The sequence below is a fragment of the Bacillus horti genome, assembly GCF_030813115.1.
Taxonomy (GTDB): Bacteria; Bacillota; Bacilli; order Caldalkalibacillales; family JCM-10596; genus Bacillus_CH; species Bacillus_CH horti.
Genome location: NZ_JAUSTY010000023.1, coordinates 53402 through 69788 on the forward strand (window position 1 = coordinate 53402; position 16387 = coordinate 69788).

Below are 16387 nucleotides of genomic sequence, written 5' to 3' on the forward strand. Positions count from 1 at the left end.
ACATGGTTGTAGGAGAATTTACAACAGAAGTGGACGTCCTAGTAGTTGGGGCTGGACCGGGTGGCTATGTAGCAGCTATCCGCGCTGCTCAGCTCGGAAAAAAAGTAACAATTGTAGATTCAGATGCATTAGGTGGAGTTTGTTTAAACCGTGGCTGTATTCCTTCTAAGGCACTCATTTCTGCAGCTCACCAATATGAGATCATGCAGCACTCTAAGGAGAGCGCTATGGGAATTGTAGCAGAAAGTGTTGCTGTTAATTTTGAGAAGGTTCAAGAATGGAAACAAGGTATTATTAAAAAGCAAACAGGCGGAGTTGAAGGCCTGCTAAAAGGAAACAACATCGAGATTCTCAAAGGTGAGGCTCTATTCGTTGGAGATAATGAGCTAAGAGTGCTTAACGGTTACGAGGCTAACCGTTATCGCTTCGAGCATTGCATCATCGCTACGGGATCTCGTCCAATCGAATTAAAGCCATTTCCTTACGGTAAAAGAATTCTTTCCTCCACAGAAGCATTGGAGCTGAAAGAAATCCCAAAAAGCCTAGTTGTTATTGGTGGCGGATATATTGGTGTGGAGCTTGGTCAAACTTTTGCTAAATTTGGAACAGAGGTTACGATCCTTGAAGGCTCCAATCAGATTCTACCATTGTTTGAAAAGCAAACCGTTCAACCAGTTACTAAAAACCTTAAAAAATCTGGTGTAACAATCGAAACGAATGCATTAGCTCAGTCTGCTGAGCAAACGGATAACGATGTTACTGTGACGTATAAGGTTAAGGATGAGGAAAAATCAATCACAGCTGAATACGTACTTGTAACGGTTGGACGTAAGCCTAACACAGATGAATTAGGCTTAGAAGCAACAGGTGTTAAAGTTACAGAGCGTGGTCTAATTGAAGTAGATGAGCAATGTCGAACAAGTGTAGGTCACATCTACGCAATTGGAGACGTTGTAGCTGGTGCAGCATTAGCTCATAAGGCTTCTTACGAAGGTAAGGTTGCGGCTGAAGCGATTGCTGGTCAATCCAGTGTTGTGGACTACAAAGTTATTCCATCCGTTGTGTTCTCAAGCCCTGAGATTGCAAGTGTTGGATTAAGTGAGGCCGAAGCTAAGGAAGAGGGCTATAAGGTTTCTGCTGGTAAGTTCGCTTATGCGGCTAACGGACGTGCTCAATCTATGAACGAGACAGATGGCTTTGTAAAAATTATTGCCGACGAAGAAACGGGATTAGTAATTGGTGCTCAAATCGTTGGTGCTGAAGCATCCAATATGATCGCTGAAATTACTCTTGCTATTGAGATGGGAGCACATCTTGAGGATATTGCTTTAACTATTCATGCTCACCCAACATTAGGGGAGCTAACAATGGAAGCAGCAGAGGTGGCTTTAGGTCATCCAATCCACAAAATTACAAAGTAAATATTAGGCTAGGATCTGATCTAGGAGTTAACCTTCTACGATTGATCTAGCTACAGAAACTTCCCACTTAGCTATTTGTTAGTTGAGTGGGAAGTTTTTTGCTTTTCCTTGTATTTCATTGTACAGGTAGTTAGAGTTAGATATAATGAAACATGAAATTTTATCTCGCTTCTCTTTAAGTATCAATAAGAGGAAAAGGATGAATAGGAGCAACTAATAGAAAAAAGACGATTAGAGTATCTTTTAAGTAATGGAAATCTCCTATGAACAAGTAATAAGTTAAGGGATCGGAGAATCGATGAGAATATATACAATTTCTGACCTACACCTCGATTACAAGGAAAATCAGCTTTGGTTACATAACTTGTTAGAGCAGAACAATTATGAGCGAGATTTATTAATTTTAGCTGGTGATATAACTGATAATTTTACGCTTCTTGAAGAAGCCTTAGCTGCTATAAAGAATAGCTTCCGAGAGGTTTTCTTTGTCCCTGGTAACCATGATCTTTGGATTAGAAAAGAGCGTAAAGCAAACCCCATGACATCCTTTGAAAAATTTCATAAAATCTCTGCACTATTAGATAAGCTTGGGATAAAAAGATCACCATTCCACTTTGAGGGTGCGTATGAGAAAGTAAGTATCATTCCCTTACTAGGCTGGTACGATTATTCTTTTGGTTCTTTAAACAGTGGCTTAAGGGGACGGTGGATGGATTTTTTTCGTTGTGATTGGGATGGGTTAGAAGAGGAAGATGTAACAGCAATATTTATTGAAATGAATAAAGAGCATTTACCTGATCCTCAATCATTTTCGAAAAATAGAGAAAATAATTCTAAAGTCATTACCTTCTCTCATTTTGTTCCTAGACTAGATCTTATGCCAACTTACATCCCAGCCAAATTTCAAGCTATCTTCCCCCTTTTAGGTAGCTACAAGCTAGAGGAACAGATTCGATATCTTAAATCTGATATTCACGTCTTCGGTCATACTCATTTAAATATGAATAAAATCCTGCAAGGAATTCAGTATGTAAATAATGCTTTTGGTTATCCTTATGAGCATTCTATTTGTCGTAAAGAGCTTATTTGTATTTATGACGATTTTGCAAATTAATGAACAATTTCTTTAAATACTTTCCCCTAACCGATAATTATGAAATCGTTTGAGAATACTAACAAACGGAAGCTAAAATCATGAGGGGGTAATACGATTGTCAGATATAGAACCACGTTCACAAAAGTATAACCAAGACTCTAAGGAATTTGAGGATCAGAAGCTTAACTCCCGTTCCTTGATAGAGTCATATAATCAAGTTGCTGGAGCTGATGAAGTAGAGTTTGCTACGGAGTTTGGTGGAAATGAGGCTAATGAATTTAACGCAGCAAATGATGAAGCAACTAAAACAAATGAAGCTAATGAAGCCATTAGACAAACACATGATCTAGTGCAAGAGACATATCAGCAATCAAATCATACAAAAGATGAAAAAGCTGATTAAAGAGTGCCTACGGGCTTAATAAAAACCTTCGACCCAATATTAAAACATAAGGTCGAAGGTTTAAATTTTTTGGGAATACTATTCGTTTATGTTTATAGCATTATCTATAAGCTTACTTTATAGGCTATGTCTTTTTTAAGCTCTCTCACTAACAATTGTCCAAGTGCCTCTAATCTTTCATGAATCTTCTCATCCTTTAAGGAGCCATCAGCGTTATACGCCTCATACGACCGAGGAACAGATGGATTTAGTGGCAGGGGGAAGGCGTGTAGGTTCCTACAAATTTGATTTAACGTATTCACAGTATTTGTCGCGACTGCTCCACCTAATGTTGCCAGAATGGCTACGATTTTTCCTTCCATGGAACGTCCACCAACAAAATCTAAAGCGTTCTTTAGAGCACCAGTTAGGCTACCATGATATTCAGGAGAGGCAAGAATGAGACCATCTGCTTCCTCCACCTTTTTCAATAGTGTATGAACATTTTCGGGATAGGTAGAGATATCACTACGGCCATCAAATAGAGGTAATGGAAAAGTAGCCAAATGCAGATGCTCTATAGTAATTTCATCTCCTGCTGCTTCCTTGCAGGCCTGAATAACGATCTCTGTTGCCTTTTTCGTTCGTGATTCTACTTTCATACTTCCAGTTATAGCTAATACTTTCAACAGTCTTCCAGCTCCTTTTAATCTCTCTAGTTAGTGCCACTATAGTAGAGTATGTTTGATGTAAATGGTTATCACTACTTTTCAGTAATGATACGTATAATGTCTGAATGAGAGGCGTGCTTGGGAATTGTAAAGGCTCCTGTTTGAATGATGGCTTGTACCTCAAGAGATTTTAAAAGATCAATTAGTTCATACTGATCCCCTATATGTCCCTGTTGCTCTAAAAGTCTAGCTACTGCTATGCCACTCATTCCAGGCTCTATGTTCAAGACAAAATATTCATCCACCTGCTGAGGAGTATCGGTTATTCCTTTTGGATCATCTAATTTCTCTAGTTCAACCCCCTCTTGTTGCTCAAGTGAATCTAATAGGCCGGTTTCACCAGCATTTGGAGCATCGTCTAGATCTACTGGAATAGTTGGGTAGGTCTCATTTTGCCCCTCTAGCTCCTTATCTTGTTGTTCAAGGCTAGTACCGGGTGTTACTAGTCTCTGCTCTGAATGTGTATTCGCTATTTTTACAGGTCTTTCTACTTCAGAGGAAATTTGTGCTTCAAATAGATTTGAAAAATAGGAGTAGCCTAAAAAAGCAACCCCAAGGAAGGCTATTGCCCCTCCTACGAAAAGATACTTTTTAGCTCCGAATCCTGAAGCAAGCTTTCCATGATAATATAATTCACCTATGCTCCAGGCTTGTCCGTATTGATCTAGAGAGACCATCCATTTTTCTGACCGATATATAAAGCAAACAACAACGTGAAGGTTGTTTTGTTGCTCTTCTAGCTCTAGAATTTCTCCAGAAAGGATAAGCTGTACAATCCTTTTTTTCATCGCTTCTGACTTCACAGGAAGACCAGGAAGCTGGTGAACAAAGGAAAGACAGTTTCTTTGGTTAAGCATAGCTGGGGTTAAAATGGGATACTCTGATTTCGATTGCAAAACGGAAAAAGGCTTCCCAATAATCTCTACAAGTATTGAATTTTTCAAGATAGCAACTCCCTATCAAACAAACATATAAGTATTATGTTCATTATGAGCTTACAAAATAGGCTGGTCAAGGGGTAAAAAGGATGTTCGCAAGGAACACCCATGTTGATTCTGCCTATAATGAGGACGAGGTAATCCGTTATGTTGTGACATTGTTTGGTGTTGATTCGTCATAGTGTAACTGATTTGAGCTTGCTCCTTGATAAGGGTACGGAGTATAGGCAGGTGAAGGTTGTGGGAAACTAGAAGTAGAATAACGATTCCAGTTAGGCTGAAAATCGGGGTACAAATGGAACGGATGACCCTGAAACTGCGGATCTTGGTTCATGTAAGGATACGGCTGTTGCTGAGACGCTGTTGGAACAAATGAATGTGGATTATATCCATAAGGTGTTTGATAGAGTGGCTGCCCTCCAGCAGGGTGAAAGCCATTCATCCCTTGTTGTTGTAGATAATATGGGTTATACATGTTAGGCGTCTGTCCGTTATAAGGGTAGGGGGGTGCCCCGTTCGCATTTTGTCCACCAAATAAAAAACCCATGACGATTCTCCCTCCATTTTATTTATTTTTTTATTTTTATAGCTTTTTTTGTTCTCTTTTTGTTTTTAGCTGTTTTTTTGCTTTTAGCTGTTTTTTTACCTTTTCCTTTTTTGGATTTGGAGCGTTTTTTACGTTTTTGCTTTTTTTTCGGCTTAGCTTCTTCTTCCTTTAATTCGTCGTCATTATCCTGTAAAAGCTCGCTCAAATTTAGTCCTTTAAGCATTTGAAGCATTGGTCCTACGTTGCGTACCACTTCACCAGCCTGATTTACTGCTCCGATCATTTTCTGTGCATTGGAAAGTATGCTTGGTAAGTTTAAGCTTCCGTTCCCCCCTAGTAACCCTTTTAGCATGCCTCCTAAACCACCACCTGTACCACCAGGTGCCATGGGAGCCATGCTTCCTGGACCACCTTGAAACGGCAGTCCACCTAAGAATGGTGAGGAACCCCCACCAAAAAACGGTGAGTTTCCACCTGGCAAAACGGGTGCACTCTGATTCATGAACGGAGTTGGGCTGGGTAGCATAGATCCGGGATTCGCTGCTGGATTTGAAGCTTGCCCAAGTAAAAATCCGGCCTGCCTGCCAAGATTGAGATTTTGCTTGACCATCATGTACCTCCCTTCAGAGAGCCCTTCATGATACACATATGTCCTGAGCGAGAGTTTTGTGCTAGGGACTCAGAAATATGGGCTAAGCGGAAAAACTACAATTATGCTAACTTTTCCAGTATAATAAAAGAAATGAATGAAAAATACGATTGAAAGTATGGAGTTGAGATTGTGAAAAAAGATCAAGTGAACATTTTTGCATTAGGCGGATTAGATGAGATCGGCAAGAATATGTACGGTATTCAATATAAAGATGAGATCATTATCATTGATAGTGGATTAAAGTTTCCTGAAGAGGACATGCCTGGAATCGATCTAATTATCCCTGATGTTTCTTATTTAGTAGAAAACCTATCAAAGGTAAAGGGGATATTCCTAACTCATGGTCATGAGGACCATATTGGTGGTCTTCCTTATATTTTAAAGCAAATTCAAGTTCCTCTGTATGGGGAAAAGCTGACTTTAGGTTTAGTTCGCGCAAAGCTTGAGGAACATGGTTTGTTACGCTCTAGCAAGCTTATTCCTTTTTCTAATCAGGATACAGTTAAATTTAATCATTTATCAGTAAGCTGCTTTAGAACGAATCATAGTATTCCCGATTCTATTGGAATTGTTGTTAGAACACCTGAAGGACCTGTAGTTCACACGGGGGATTTTAAGTTCGATTTTTCCCCACCGGGTCATGGAACCGATTATGCTAAATTGGCTGCATTGGGTGAGGAAGGAGTTTTAGCTCTTCTTTCTGATAGTACAAACAGTGAACGATCGGGCTATACAGGATCAGAGCAGAAAGTTGGAGCGTCATTGATTGAAGTGTTTCAGAAGGCTGAAGGTAGGATTCTTTTTGCCACGTTTGCTTCAAACGTATACCGACTACAGCAGGTTGTGGAGGCTGCGACACATCATGATAGAAAAATCGCTGTATTCGGTAGAAGTATGGAAAAGGTATTTCAGATTGGTCAGGAGCTAGGCTATATTCGTTTACCGAAAGGAATGCTTGTTGAAGGAGATCAGATTAACCGGATTCCAGATGATAAGCTTGTGATTATTTGTACGGGAAGCCAAGGAGAATCAATGGCCGTCCTTGCTCGAATTGCTAGAGGCGCCCATAGACAAATTCAATTAAATCCGGGAGATACGGTTGTGTTTTCTTCCTCTCCAATTCCGGGTAATGCATTAAATGTAAACCGCATTATTGATCAGCTTTTCCGCATGGGGGCAGATGTGATCTACGGAAAAAGCTTTGATATTCATGCGTCTGGACACGGAAGCCAAGAGGATATGAAGCTTATGCTACAGTTTCTTAAGCCTAAATACTTCATTCCTATTCATGGTGAATATCGTATGCTTGCTAAACATAGAGAGATTGCTGCTGAAGTAGGTGTTCCTCTAGAAAACAGCTTCTTGATGGAAAATGGAGATGTTCTTCATCTTACACAGAAAGAGGGCTACGTGGGAGATAAGATTCCTTCAGGAGCTTTGCTTGTTGACGGACATGGGATTGGTGACGTTGGAAACATCGTCTTACGTGATCGGATGAAGCTTTCTGATGATGGGCTTATTGTCATTGTAACGACCATCGATATGAAGAACTTCAAAGTTCTTTCGGGTCCAGATGTCATATCTAGAGGTTTTATTTTTGTTCGAGAATCAGCAGATCTGATTAAAGAAACAGAAGCAAAAATTAAAGCACTAATGGAGGACTTGATGAATCAAAAGGTTCGGAGCTGGTCAAACATTAAGTCTCAAATCATTGATACAGTTGCCCCATTTATTTATAAAAAAATTCAACGCCGTCCAATGATTATCCCGATTATCATGGAGGTTAATGAAGAAGATATACGTTCAAATAATCAGGAGAGATCTACAAATATCCTGTAGGAAGAATAATCGAGCATAAAGATCCCTTTACCTGAAATAATTATTTATAAAGGGATCTTTTTCTCATGAAACTCATGAAAAGTTTTTACGTACTGTATTAGTATATGATGGAATCATTTATTCTTTGTTGGGAGGGACGTATATGACCAACTCTTGGTATGACTTTATTTTTACCCCTGCGGGTGGATTTATTGTTGTGTTTATTGGTGCATTATTTCTTTTTGGAGAGGTTTTAGTTAAAGGAAGATATGTATTTGGGTTTATCGGTTTAGCAGCCATGGTTCTTTATTTCTCAGCACATATTCAAGAAGGCGTAGCCATGTGGATGGGTATTACCTTTTTAATAGGTATGGTACTACTTATTCTTGATGGAAACTTTATTGGGGATGGGACTGTTGGAGGAGTAGGACTGCTATTAATGGTTGTTTCCCTAGCTTTACCTTCACCTACAATTATTTATGGAGTCTTTGTTGTAGCTGCCTTTATTATTGGGGCTGTTTGTGCATTGCTGTTCCCTAAATTTTTCCCTCGAAGAGACATGTGGTCTAAACTCATGCTAAAGGATACCCTTTCAAGTGAAAGTGGGTATAATTCCCTTAATGAAAGCTATCGAAGCTTGGTAGGCAAAGAGGGAGTAGCTGCTACAGATTTTAGACCCACAGGAACGATTAAAATTGACGAAGTGATTTATAGTGGGGTTTCTGAGGGACGTTGGATTAAAAAAGGCGCTAAATTAGTTGTAAGAGAGGTATCTGGAACAAGGATTTTAGTCGAGCCGATTGAGAGTGAAGAAGAGGAAGACATATCTTTTTAAACTTTTATGTTTAGAAAGGTTGAAAAAAAGGTACAGTTAGGTATAATAAGAATATAGCACTACATATTAAGGAGGAAATTAACATGGCTAAACACGAATTACCAGCACTACCTTATGCAAATGACGTTTTAGAACCTCATTTTGATGCTCTTACAATGGAGATTCATCATGACCGTCACCATGCAACTTATGTAAACAATCTAAATGCAGCACTAGAAGGACATGCTGATTTGCAAGGAAAATCTATCGAAGATCTAATTACAAATTTAGATGCTGTTCCTGAAGCGATTCGCGGAGCCGTGCGTAATAATGGTGGCGGGCACGCTAACCATACTCTTTTCTGGGAAATCCTTAGTCCAAACGGTGGCGGAGAGCCAACTGGAGAAGTTGGAGAAGCAATTACCAAGAAATTTGGTAGCTACGATAACTTCAAGGAAGAGTTTACTAAAGCAGGATTAACTCGTTTTGGTAGTGGTTGGGCTTGGTTAGTAGTTAACAATGGTGAGCTTGAAATCACAAGCACTCCAAATCAAGATAGCCCATTATCAGAAGGAAAAACTCCTATTCTTGGAGCAGATGTTTGGGAGCATGCTTACTACTTGAAGTACCAAAACAAACGTCCTGATTACTTAGCTGCTTTCTTTAATGTAATCAACTGGGATGAAGTTAACAAACGCTACGCAGCAGCTCGCTAATTGTAGCTACTCGTGCTATATAGTCTAATTTAATTAGACAGGATAAAGAATCGTCTTCAAACCTTTAGTAGGTTATGTAGACGATTTTTTGTTTTTGCTTACATGCATATCTTTCATAGCTATTTCAATTCTTGGCTTAGCTTTTAAGATACATCCAAGACCTACCTCTAGCTATCTCCATCTCAATAGCAACTCCAAAGAAATCAGATAAAGAAGTAGAATTTAATACGTCCTCCGTATTCGAAGCTGATATAATTTCACCCTCACGTAGAAGGAGTGTTTTTGTGAAAATTGGCAAAATCTCTTCAATATGATGGGTGACATATAGGATGGTAGGGGCTTGATCTGATTCGCTTATCCTTTCAATTGAGGTAAGGAGTTGTTCACGGGCTAAAAAATCTAAACCTGTACAAGGCTCGTCCAGTATTAGTAGACTTGGTGAAGCCATCAACCCTCTGGCAATCAGAATTCGCTGCTTTTCACCCTGTGAAAGATGACGATAGCTTCTATTTAAAAGATGCTCACAGCCCAGTTGACAAATTAGCTGTGTTGCTTTTTCTATATCCTCCTCTGTAATCCGATCATAAAGCCCAATTGAAGCAAATTTACCACTGACCACAACCTCTTCAACAGAATCCTCTTTGTGTAATCTTTCTTGGAGTGAAGAACTGACCCAGCCGATACGTTTCCTAATTTCAGCTATAGGATATGTACCGAATGTGTGACCAAGAACTTTCACAGACCCTGCACTTGGATAAACATAGCCATTGATCAAATTTAATAACGCTGTTTTACCAGCACCATTTAACCCTAATACAGCCCAATGCTCTCCAGCTCTCACTCTCCAATTCAGTTCATTTAATATCTTCTTACCGTTCCTTACTAGAGTGACATTATCTAAATGAATCATGCTGACCACAACCCTCTAAAGATTTATTATATTCTTTCAATTCCTTTTTAATTCTTCTATTTTCTCATATCTTGGGTAGATATTGAAGCATGTTTTTAAGCGTAAGCCTAGAAATTAAACGCTGTTTTATGTATCAATCGTAGCAGATTCAAATGATTGGAGGAATAATTGTTAAGGTAAAAAGGGAGAATAACAAGGACTTTCTATCAGGGGGAGACTCATGATGTACGACAAACTCCATGAAAACAAACTACATAAACATAAGCTGTATAAAATCAGTCGACTATTTTTAGGGGATGTTGAGCTACATAAGGATCTCACGCTTTTGCTGATTATAGGTGGACTTTATGCTCTTAGTAGCGCTCTTTCCAATACGTTTGTTAATTTATATATATGGAAACAAAAGAGCGACTATCTGACCATTGCTCTATACAATCTTTCCACCGTAATTGCTCACCCCATTGTGTTTGCTTTAGCAGGAAAATGGGCTAAAAAAATTGATCGGGTAATTGTATTAAGACTAGGTGTCTTTTTTTTGTCTGTTTTTTATTTGGTTGTTTTGTTGCTTGGAACAGGGGCAACAAAGTTTGTGCTCTTGCTAGGGGCTGTGCAGGGGATTGGTTTTGGTTTTTATTGGCTCGCATTTAATGTTTTAACCTTTGAGATTACGGAGCCAGAAACTCGAGATATTTTTAATGGATTTTTTGGCTTACTTGGTTCTTTGGCTGGTATGATTGGTCCTTTTTTAGCTGGATGGATTATTACAACGATGAAGGGCTTTAAGGGATACACTCTTATTTTCTCAATTTCTCTTGGTTTGTTTGTTTTAGCTGTAATCATGAGTTTTTTTCTAAACAGACGGAAAGCAGAAGGGAGCTACGAGTTATTTAAGGTTTTAACTTGGAGGAAGATATCCTCATCCTGGAAAAGGGTACTTCTTGCAAATGTGGCACTTGGCTTGCGTGAAGGTTCTTTTGTTTTTCTAATTACGATTTGGATATTTATTGCTGCTGGAACTGAAATGGCTTTAGGTACGTATAGCTTAGTGACGTCAGCTATCGCTTTTATTTTTTATTTTATAGCCGGCCGATTTATAAAAACACATCGCAGGAAGGTTTTCATTTTAATTGGTGCTATTATTCTGAGCTGTGCGATTTGGTTCATTGCTTTTGATGTAACGTACTCCAAGCTGTTGGTTTATGGGATTACAATATCAATCGCCTACCCGTTGATGCTTGTTCCTTTTGTATCAATGAGCTACGATGTCATTGGTCAGGCAAAAAATGCAGCAGAATGGCGAATAGAATATGTGGTCGGCAAAGAGCTGTTCTTAAACGCAGGGAGGCTGCTAAGCATTTTAATCTTTATTGCTGTTGTCTTGTTATTTGATGTGGAAAAAGCACTCCCTTACTATATTTTGTTTATCGGGAATACACAGCTGTTCATTTATTTATTTGCTCGAGGAGTTTTTCACAAATAAAACGCAAAATACTTGGCATTTCACTTTTACCTCATATAAAATAATGGGGAAGGTTATTTACGTGTTAAAAACGTGGCTGTAATCAAAAATGTTTACATAGATCGTTGCACAAACGTAATAACATCAGGAAAGGGGGAAGGTGTGTGGCTAAGAAAAACAAATCAAAATTCCTGTCATTTCGTCTAAATATCTTATTTTTATTGACGTTTATGTTGTTTGCCGCATTGATATTTAGACTTGGATTTCTTCAAATTGTACAAGGGGAAGAGCTAAGAGAGAAGTCTGAAAGACAGAACGTGCGAAAGGTATCTGTTGAATCACCAAGGGGCTGGATGATGGATCGGAATGGTGAGGTTTTGGTTCAAAATGTACCTGTCTTTACAGTTACTTATACAGAAAGTCATTCGCAGACTGAAGAGGAACGTAAAAGAATAGCCGAACATTTGGGTGGAATTATTGATATGGACCCGGAAGATGTTTTACATGAAATGAGTAGAGCTAGCTCGCCATTTTCTCCGACTAGAATTAAGCAGGATTTAACCTTTGAACAAATTTCAATGGTTGAAGAAAGTGCTGAAAGCCTCCCTGGCGTTGATATTATCATTGATCCCAAAAGGCAATATAATTATGACCGATTATTCAGTAATTTCTTAGGAAAAGTAGGACCTATTCAAGCTGACCAACTCCAAACTTATTTAGCGAATGGCTACAGAATGAATGAATGGGTAGGGACTAGTTATCTTGAGCTTCAATATGAGGAGCAGCTTAGAGGTACAGAGGGAACGATTGAGGTTGCGGTGGATAGCCAATTACGACCGATAGATGATCCAATTACTACACAGGGACAGCGTGGGAATGATCTTGTTTTAACCATTGATTTAAAGCTACAGCAGAAAATTGAAGAGGTTGTTGCACGAACAATTGAAGAGAACGAGCTTGTAACAGAAGCATACTTTGTTGCTATGGACCCAAATACCGGTGAGATATTAGGGATGACCAATGACGTCCGGACGATTGGAGCAGGTAGAACGTCCTATGCACCGGGCTCTGTAATAAAGATGGCTACAACGCTTATGGGATTACATGAAGGAATCGTGACTCCTCAAACTAGAATTAATGATGTTCCTATCCAAATAGGAAATTTAACAAAACGCTCTTGGAGAAACCTAGGAAGCGTTGATGCATTAAGAGCTCTGCAAAGATCGTCCAACATCTATATGTTTGAAATTGGCTTAGCGTTAAATAGTAGATTAAGCACACGTCAAGAGGCGTTTGATCGCGCTTTTTACTACTTTTCACAGTTTGGACTTGGTGTAAAGACAGGGATTGACCTTCCAGAAGAATACGATGGATATAAAAGTGATTCTACATTACTAGGGTTACTAGCTGACTTTATGATTGGTCAATACCATAACTATACACCATTACAACTTGCCCAATATGTATCTACGATTGCTAATGGAGGAAATCGACTTCAACCGTATTTAGTCAAAGAGATTCGTCGTGATGTATCTAACGAAGAAGACGGTTTGGGACAAATCATCATGGAGCGTAAGCCAAATATCCTGAATCGTATCGAGATGAGTGAAGAGCATATTAGATTGGTTCAACGTGGTATGGAATTAGTGACTGAAGGGGACGGAACTGGAGCTAGCATTTTCGGATCATTTCCTATAAAAGTTGCAGCTAAAACAGGTACAGCACAGACTGTTGAGGCAGATGGAAGCTTCGGTAATAACCACGTAACTTTAGTTGGATATGCACCAGCAGACGATCCTCAGATCGCTTTTGCAGCTGTTGTTCCTAAATCGCAGGTTACGCAGTCTCAGGGACAGATTTCCTTTGCTCAGGTCATTACAAGGGAGATTTTAGAAGAGTTCTTTGGATTGAATGATGAGGATACAGATGATTCAGAAGATGAAGCTGATGCAACGAATAACGAAGATGAGAATGACGAGGAAGAGTAGTTTGTAACTGAATGAGGTTAAATGCCCCTTAATAGTATTGAACTTATGTCTAAAAAGTCATGGGTCACTATTAAGGGGTTTTAGTATTAAAACAGACTATATTGTTTCTTGTGGTTAACGTAAAGTCGTGCGGATTCAGGTGTATGAAAAAGCTCTCTCTTACCATACTAAGTAGGAAACAGGAGGGCTGGTTATGAAAAAAGCTGAAACTCAAGTGCCACTTTCAACGCATTTTGATGAAAATATTACCTATCTACAAAAAGCACTTCGTGTGGATAAAAGCTTTGATATCATTCATCACAAGCTAGAGTATGGCGGTCGTAAATTTGCCATGTTTTTTGTTGATGGTTTTGCTAAGGATATTATTACACAAAGAGTGATGCAAGATTTAGCAGACCTTGAGGAGCAGGATCTCAGTAACAATCCAATAGAGTTTTTAGTTCGTACCGTTATCCCATATATTGAAGTTGAGACAACATCAGATTTAGAAGAAGTAATTGGTCAGGTTTTAGCTGGGCAAGCTGCTTTTATTGTTGAGGGCACTGACCAAGCTATTTTGTTAGATGTACGTGAGTATCCAGCCCGATCACCTGAGGAGCCGGATATTGAAAGAGTGGTACGAGGTCCACGTGATGGCTTTGTGGAAACATTGGTGTTTAACACGGCCTTAATCCGTCGTAGAATTCGAGATCGTTCTCTTTGTATGGAATATATGCAGGTTGGTCAGCGTTCAAAAACAGACATTGTGGTCGCCTATATGGATAGTATCGCTGACCCACAGCTAGTAAAGAAAATAAAAGATAAATTAAGTAAAATTGTAGTGGATGGACTGGCGATGGGTGAAAAAACGGTTGAAGAGTTTGTTTTTGGGCGCCATTTAAATCCGTATCCTCTAGTCCGATACACTGAAAGACCGGATACAGCAGCTATTCATTTGATGGAGGGGCATGTTCTGTTGATTATAGATGGCTCCCCAAGCATTATGATTTGTCCAACTACGTTCTGGCATCATTTGCAGCACGCAGAAGAATATAGACAAAAGCCTCTTGTTGGTGCTATTTTGCGCTGGGTAAGGTTTGTTGCAGTTATATCCTCTTTGTTTCTATTACCAGCCTGGTATTTAGTTTCTACAAACAGTTACTTGCTTTCTGAGCGGTGGAGCTTTATTGGACCTGAGGAAATAGGCAGCTTTTCATTACTTTGGCAATTCCTTATCGCAGAAGTAGGGATAGAAATTTTGCGTATGGCGGCCATCCATACTCCAAATGCTTTAGCTACAGCTTTAGGCTTAGTGGCTGCCATTCTTATTGGAGAGGTTGCTGTGGATGTAGGTGTTTTTTCAAAGGAAGTTATTCTATATATTGCTATTGCTGCTACAAGTACTTTTGCTACACCAAGCTATGAGCTTAGTCTGGCGAATCGTATATCACGGGTTTTCTTTCTCCTTTGTGCGGCTCTTTTTGGAGTGTGGGGATTCGTATTAGGAATTGTACTATGGTTTATTTACTTAACTGCAACTAAAGCTCTGTCCACACCGTATATGTGGCCTTTAGTCCCTTTTAATTTTAGTGCCTTATATGATGTTCTGGTACGTGCTCCTATTCCTCTAAAAAGAAGGAGACCTGATGTCCTGCACCCTCAAGATGAAACAAAATGAATGCACAATAAAAAAAGAGCTAAATTTGTCTTGATTTTTCCTCGGAACCGTGTTAAATTATTTTTTGTCGCATAAAAGATTTGCGGTATAAAAAGCAGTCAGTTATATAAAAAATGTTATTGACACAACAGGTGATTTTTGATAACATATGTAAATGTGACTGTCAGATGTTTTTTAGCTTTTAACATTCATTTTTGAATTCATTTTGGAGGGGTAGCGAAGTGGCTAAACGCGGCAGACTGTAAATCTGTTCCCTAAGGGTTCGGCGGTTCGAATCCGTCCCCCTCCACCATTTTTATGGCGATCGTGGCGAAGTGGTTAACGCATCGGATTGTGGTTCCGACATTCGTGGGTTCGATTCCCATCGGTCGCCCCATAGAATGTGATGGGCTATAGCCAAGCGGTAAGGCAACGGACTTTGACTCCGTCATTCCTTGGTTCGAATCCAAGTAGCCCAGCCATTATTTTGAGCCATTAGCTCAGTTGGTAGAGCATCTGACTTTTAATCAGAGGGTCGAAGGTTCGAGTCCTTCATGGCTCACCATTTACAAAGTAGCGTAAGCAGGACTCTCCTTATAGGTTCCCTCGTATTGATTTGAATAAGGGATAGTAAGGAAACGAGACTAGCTGACGCGTCGGAGTCCTTCATGGCTCACGACAATAACATGCGGGTGTGGCGGAATTGGCAGACGCACTAGACTTAGGATCTAGCGCCTTACGGCGTGGGGGTTCGACTCCCTTCACCCGCACCATTATTATTTAGCGATACTACGTTGATTTACTTCATAGCAAGCGTAGATCGTTGTACCTAGCGAAGCGGTTAGGTGCACCATTATTATCTAACGATACTACTTAGAATTTAACTCCTAGCGAGTGTAAGTCGTTGTAACTTATAATTCTATAGAAAAAGATTTGCGGGTGTAGTTCAATGGTAGAACTCCAGCCTTCCAAGCTGGTAGCGTGGGTTCGATTCCCATCACCCGCTCCATTTTATGGGCCTATAGCTCAGCTGGTTAGAGCGCACGCCTGATAAGCGTGAGGTCGATGGTTCGAGTCCATTTAGGCCCACCATATTATGGAAACAACTTTCTTGAAAAAAAGTTGTTGACTAGGCATTGTGATTCATGGTAAGATGGTTATTGTCGCTGCTGAGACAGCAGCACACTAAATGACATGAAACACATGTTGAATAAGCCAAGCCCATCAAAGGGTGAAGCAAAAAAATGAATCGTCGACTAAAAGCATCACGTCCTGTGAT

Annotated in this window: 14 protein-coding genes and 7 tRNA genes; 16 read left to right on the top strand and 5 right to left on the bottom strand. The window is 39.6% G+C overall.

The window, feature by feature from the left end:
* Positions 1-2 precede the first annotated feature (2 nt).
* The 3 genes from lpdA (at position 3) to J2S11_RS19720 (ending at position 2920) form a co-directional block, all read left to right on the top strand.
* Positions 3-1421: a dihydrolipoyl dehydrogenase gene (gene lpdA / locus J2S11_RS19710; protein WP_307397537.1), complete on the top strand. Its 1419-nt coding sequence runs from the start codon at positions 3-5 to the stop codon at positions 1419-1421.
* 298 nt (positions 1422-1719) lie between these two features.
* A complete protein-coding gene (locus tag J2S11_RS19715) occupies positions 1720-2535 on the top strand; it encodes a metallophosphoesterase (protein WP_307397539.1) in 816 nt (271 codons plus the stop codon).
* A 97-nt stretch (positions 2536-2632) separates the two neighbouring features.
* Positions 2633-2920, top strand: coding sequence for a hypothetical protein (locus J2S11_RS19720; RefSeq protein ID WP_307397541.1), 288 nt, complete (start codon positions 2633-2635; stop codon positions 2918-2920).
* Positions 2921-3024: 104 nt separating this feature from the next.
* On the opposite strand, the gene J2S11_RS19725 is transcribed toward J2S11_RS19720, so the two are convergent.
* The 4 genes from J2S11_RS19725 to vrrA all read right to left on the bottom strand — a co-directional run bounded on the left by J2S11_RS19725 (position 3025) and on the right by vrrA (position 5725).
* Entirely contained in the window at positions 3025-3588 is a 564-nt protein-coding gene (locus tag J2S11_RS19725) for an NADPH-dependent FMN reductase (RefSeq protein ID WP_307397543.1), read from the bottom strand.
* A gap of 74 nt (positions 3589-3662) precedes the next feature.
* Complete coding sequence (locus J2S11_RS19730; RefSeq protein ID WP_307397544.1) at positions 3663-4574, bottom strand: hypothetical protein; 912 nt, start codon at positions 4572-4574, stop codon at positions 3663-3665.
* A gap of 139 nt (positions 4575-4713) precedes the next feature.
* Positions 4714-5115, bottom strand: coding sequence for a hypothetical protein (locus J2S11_RS19735; RefSeq protein ID WP_307397546.1), 402 nt, complete (start codon positions 5113-5115; stop codon positions 4714-4716).
* A 22-nt stretch (positions 5116-5137) separates the two neighbouring features.
* The gene (gene vrrA / locus J2S11_RS19740; RefSeq protein WP_307397548.1) at positions 5138-5725 is read right to left on the bottom strand and encodes a VrrA/YqfQ family protein; all 588 of its coding nucleotides are present in this window, start codon (positions 5723-5725) and stop codon (positions 5138-5140) included.
* A gap of 171 nt (positions 5726-5896) precedes the next feature.
* Between vrrA and rnjA the strand changes: the two genes are divergently transcribed.
* The 3 genes from rnjA (at position 5897) to J2S11_RS19755 (ending at position 9115) form a co-directional block, all read left to right on the top strand.
* The gene (gene rnjA, locus J2S11_RS19745) at positions 5897-7606 is read left to right on the top strand and encodes a ribonuclease J1 (protein ID WP_307397551.1); all 1710 of its coding nucleotides are present in this window, start codon (positions 5897-5899) and stop codon (positions 7604-7606) included.
* 142 nt (positions 7607-7748) lie between these two features.
* Positions 7749-8420, top strand: coding sequence for an NfeD family protein (locus tag J2S11_RS19750; protein WP_307397552.1), 672 nt, complete (start codon positions 7749-7751; stop codon positions 8418-8420).
* Positions 8421-8503: 83 nt separating this feature from the next.
* Positions 8504-9115: a superoxide dismutase gene (locus J2S11_RS19755; RefSeq protein ID WP_307397555.1), complete on the top strand. Its 612-nt coding sequence runs from the start codon at positions 8504-8506 to the stop codon at positions 9113-9115.
* Positions 9116-9251: 136 nt separating this feature from the next.
* Here J2S11_RS19755 and J2S11_RS19760 read toward each other — a convergent pair whose 3' ends face one another.
* Complete coding sequence (locus J2S11_RS19760; protein WP_370875576.1) at positions 9252-10025, bottom strand: ABC transporter ATP-binding protein; 774 nt, start codon at positions 10023-10025, stop codon at positions 9252-9254.
* Between the two features lie 220 nt (positions 10026-10245).
* On the opposite strand from J2S11_RS19760, the gene J2S11_RS19765 reads away from it, so the two are divergent.
* From J2S11_RS19765 to J2S11_RS19810, 10 genes are all read left to right on the top strand, one after another.
* On the top strand, positions 10246-11505 hold the full coding sequence (locus J2S11_RS19765) for an MFS transporter (protein WP_307397559.1): 1260 nt from the start codon (positions 10246-10248) through the stop codon (positions 11503-11505).
* A gap of 143 nt (positions 11506-11648) precedes the next feature.
* The gene (locus J2S11_RS19770) at positions 11649-13472 is read left to right on the top strand and encodes a peptidoglycan D,D-transpeptidase FtsI family protein (RefSeq protein ID WP_307397561.1); all 1824 of its coding nucleotides are present in this window, start codon (positions 11649-11651) and stop codon (positions 13470-13472) included.
* Between the two features lie 193 nt (positions 13473-13665).
* A complete protein-coding gene (locus J2S11_RS19775; protein ID WP_307397563.1) occupies positions 13666-15129 on the top strand; it encodes a spore germination protein in 1464 nt (487 codons plus the stop codon).
* Positions 15130-15336: 207 nt separating this feature from the next.
* Positions 15337-15421, top strand: a tRNA-Tyr gene (locus tag J2S11_RS19780).
* Between the two features lie 8 nt (positions 15422-15429).
* Positions 15430-15505 (top strand) — tRNA-His (locus J2S11_RS19785).
* Positions 15506-15515: 10 nt separating this feature from the next.
* A tRNA-Gln gene (locus J2S11_RS19790) sits at positions 15516-15590 on the top strand.
* A gap of 7 nt (positions 15591-15597) precedes the next feature.
* Positions 15598-15673: transfer RNA gene (locus tag J2S11_RS19795), tRNA-Lys, on the top strand.
* Between the two features lie 123 nt (positions 15674-15796).
* Positions 15797-15881: transfer RNA gene (locus tag J2S11_RS19800), tRNA-Leu, on the top strand.
* Positions 15882-16043: 162 nt separating this feature from the next.
* A tRNA-Gly gene (locus J2S11_RS19805) sits at positions 16044-16117 on the top strand.
* A gap of 6 nt (positions 16118-16123) precedes the next feature.
* Positions 16124-16200: transfer RNA gene (locus tag J2S11_RS19810), tRNA-Ile, on the top strand.
* Positions 16201-16387 lie beyond the last annotated feature (187 nt).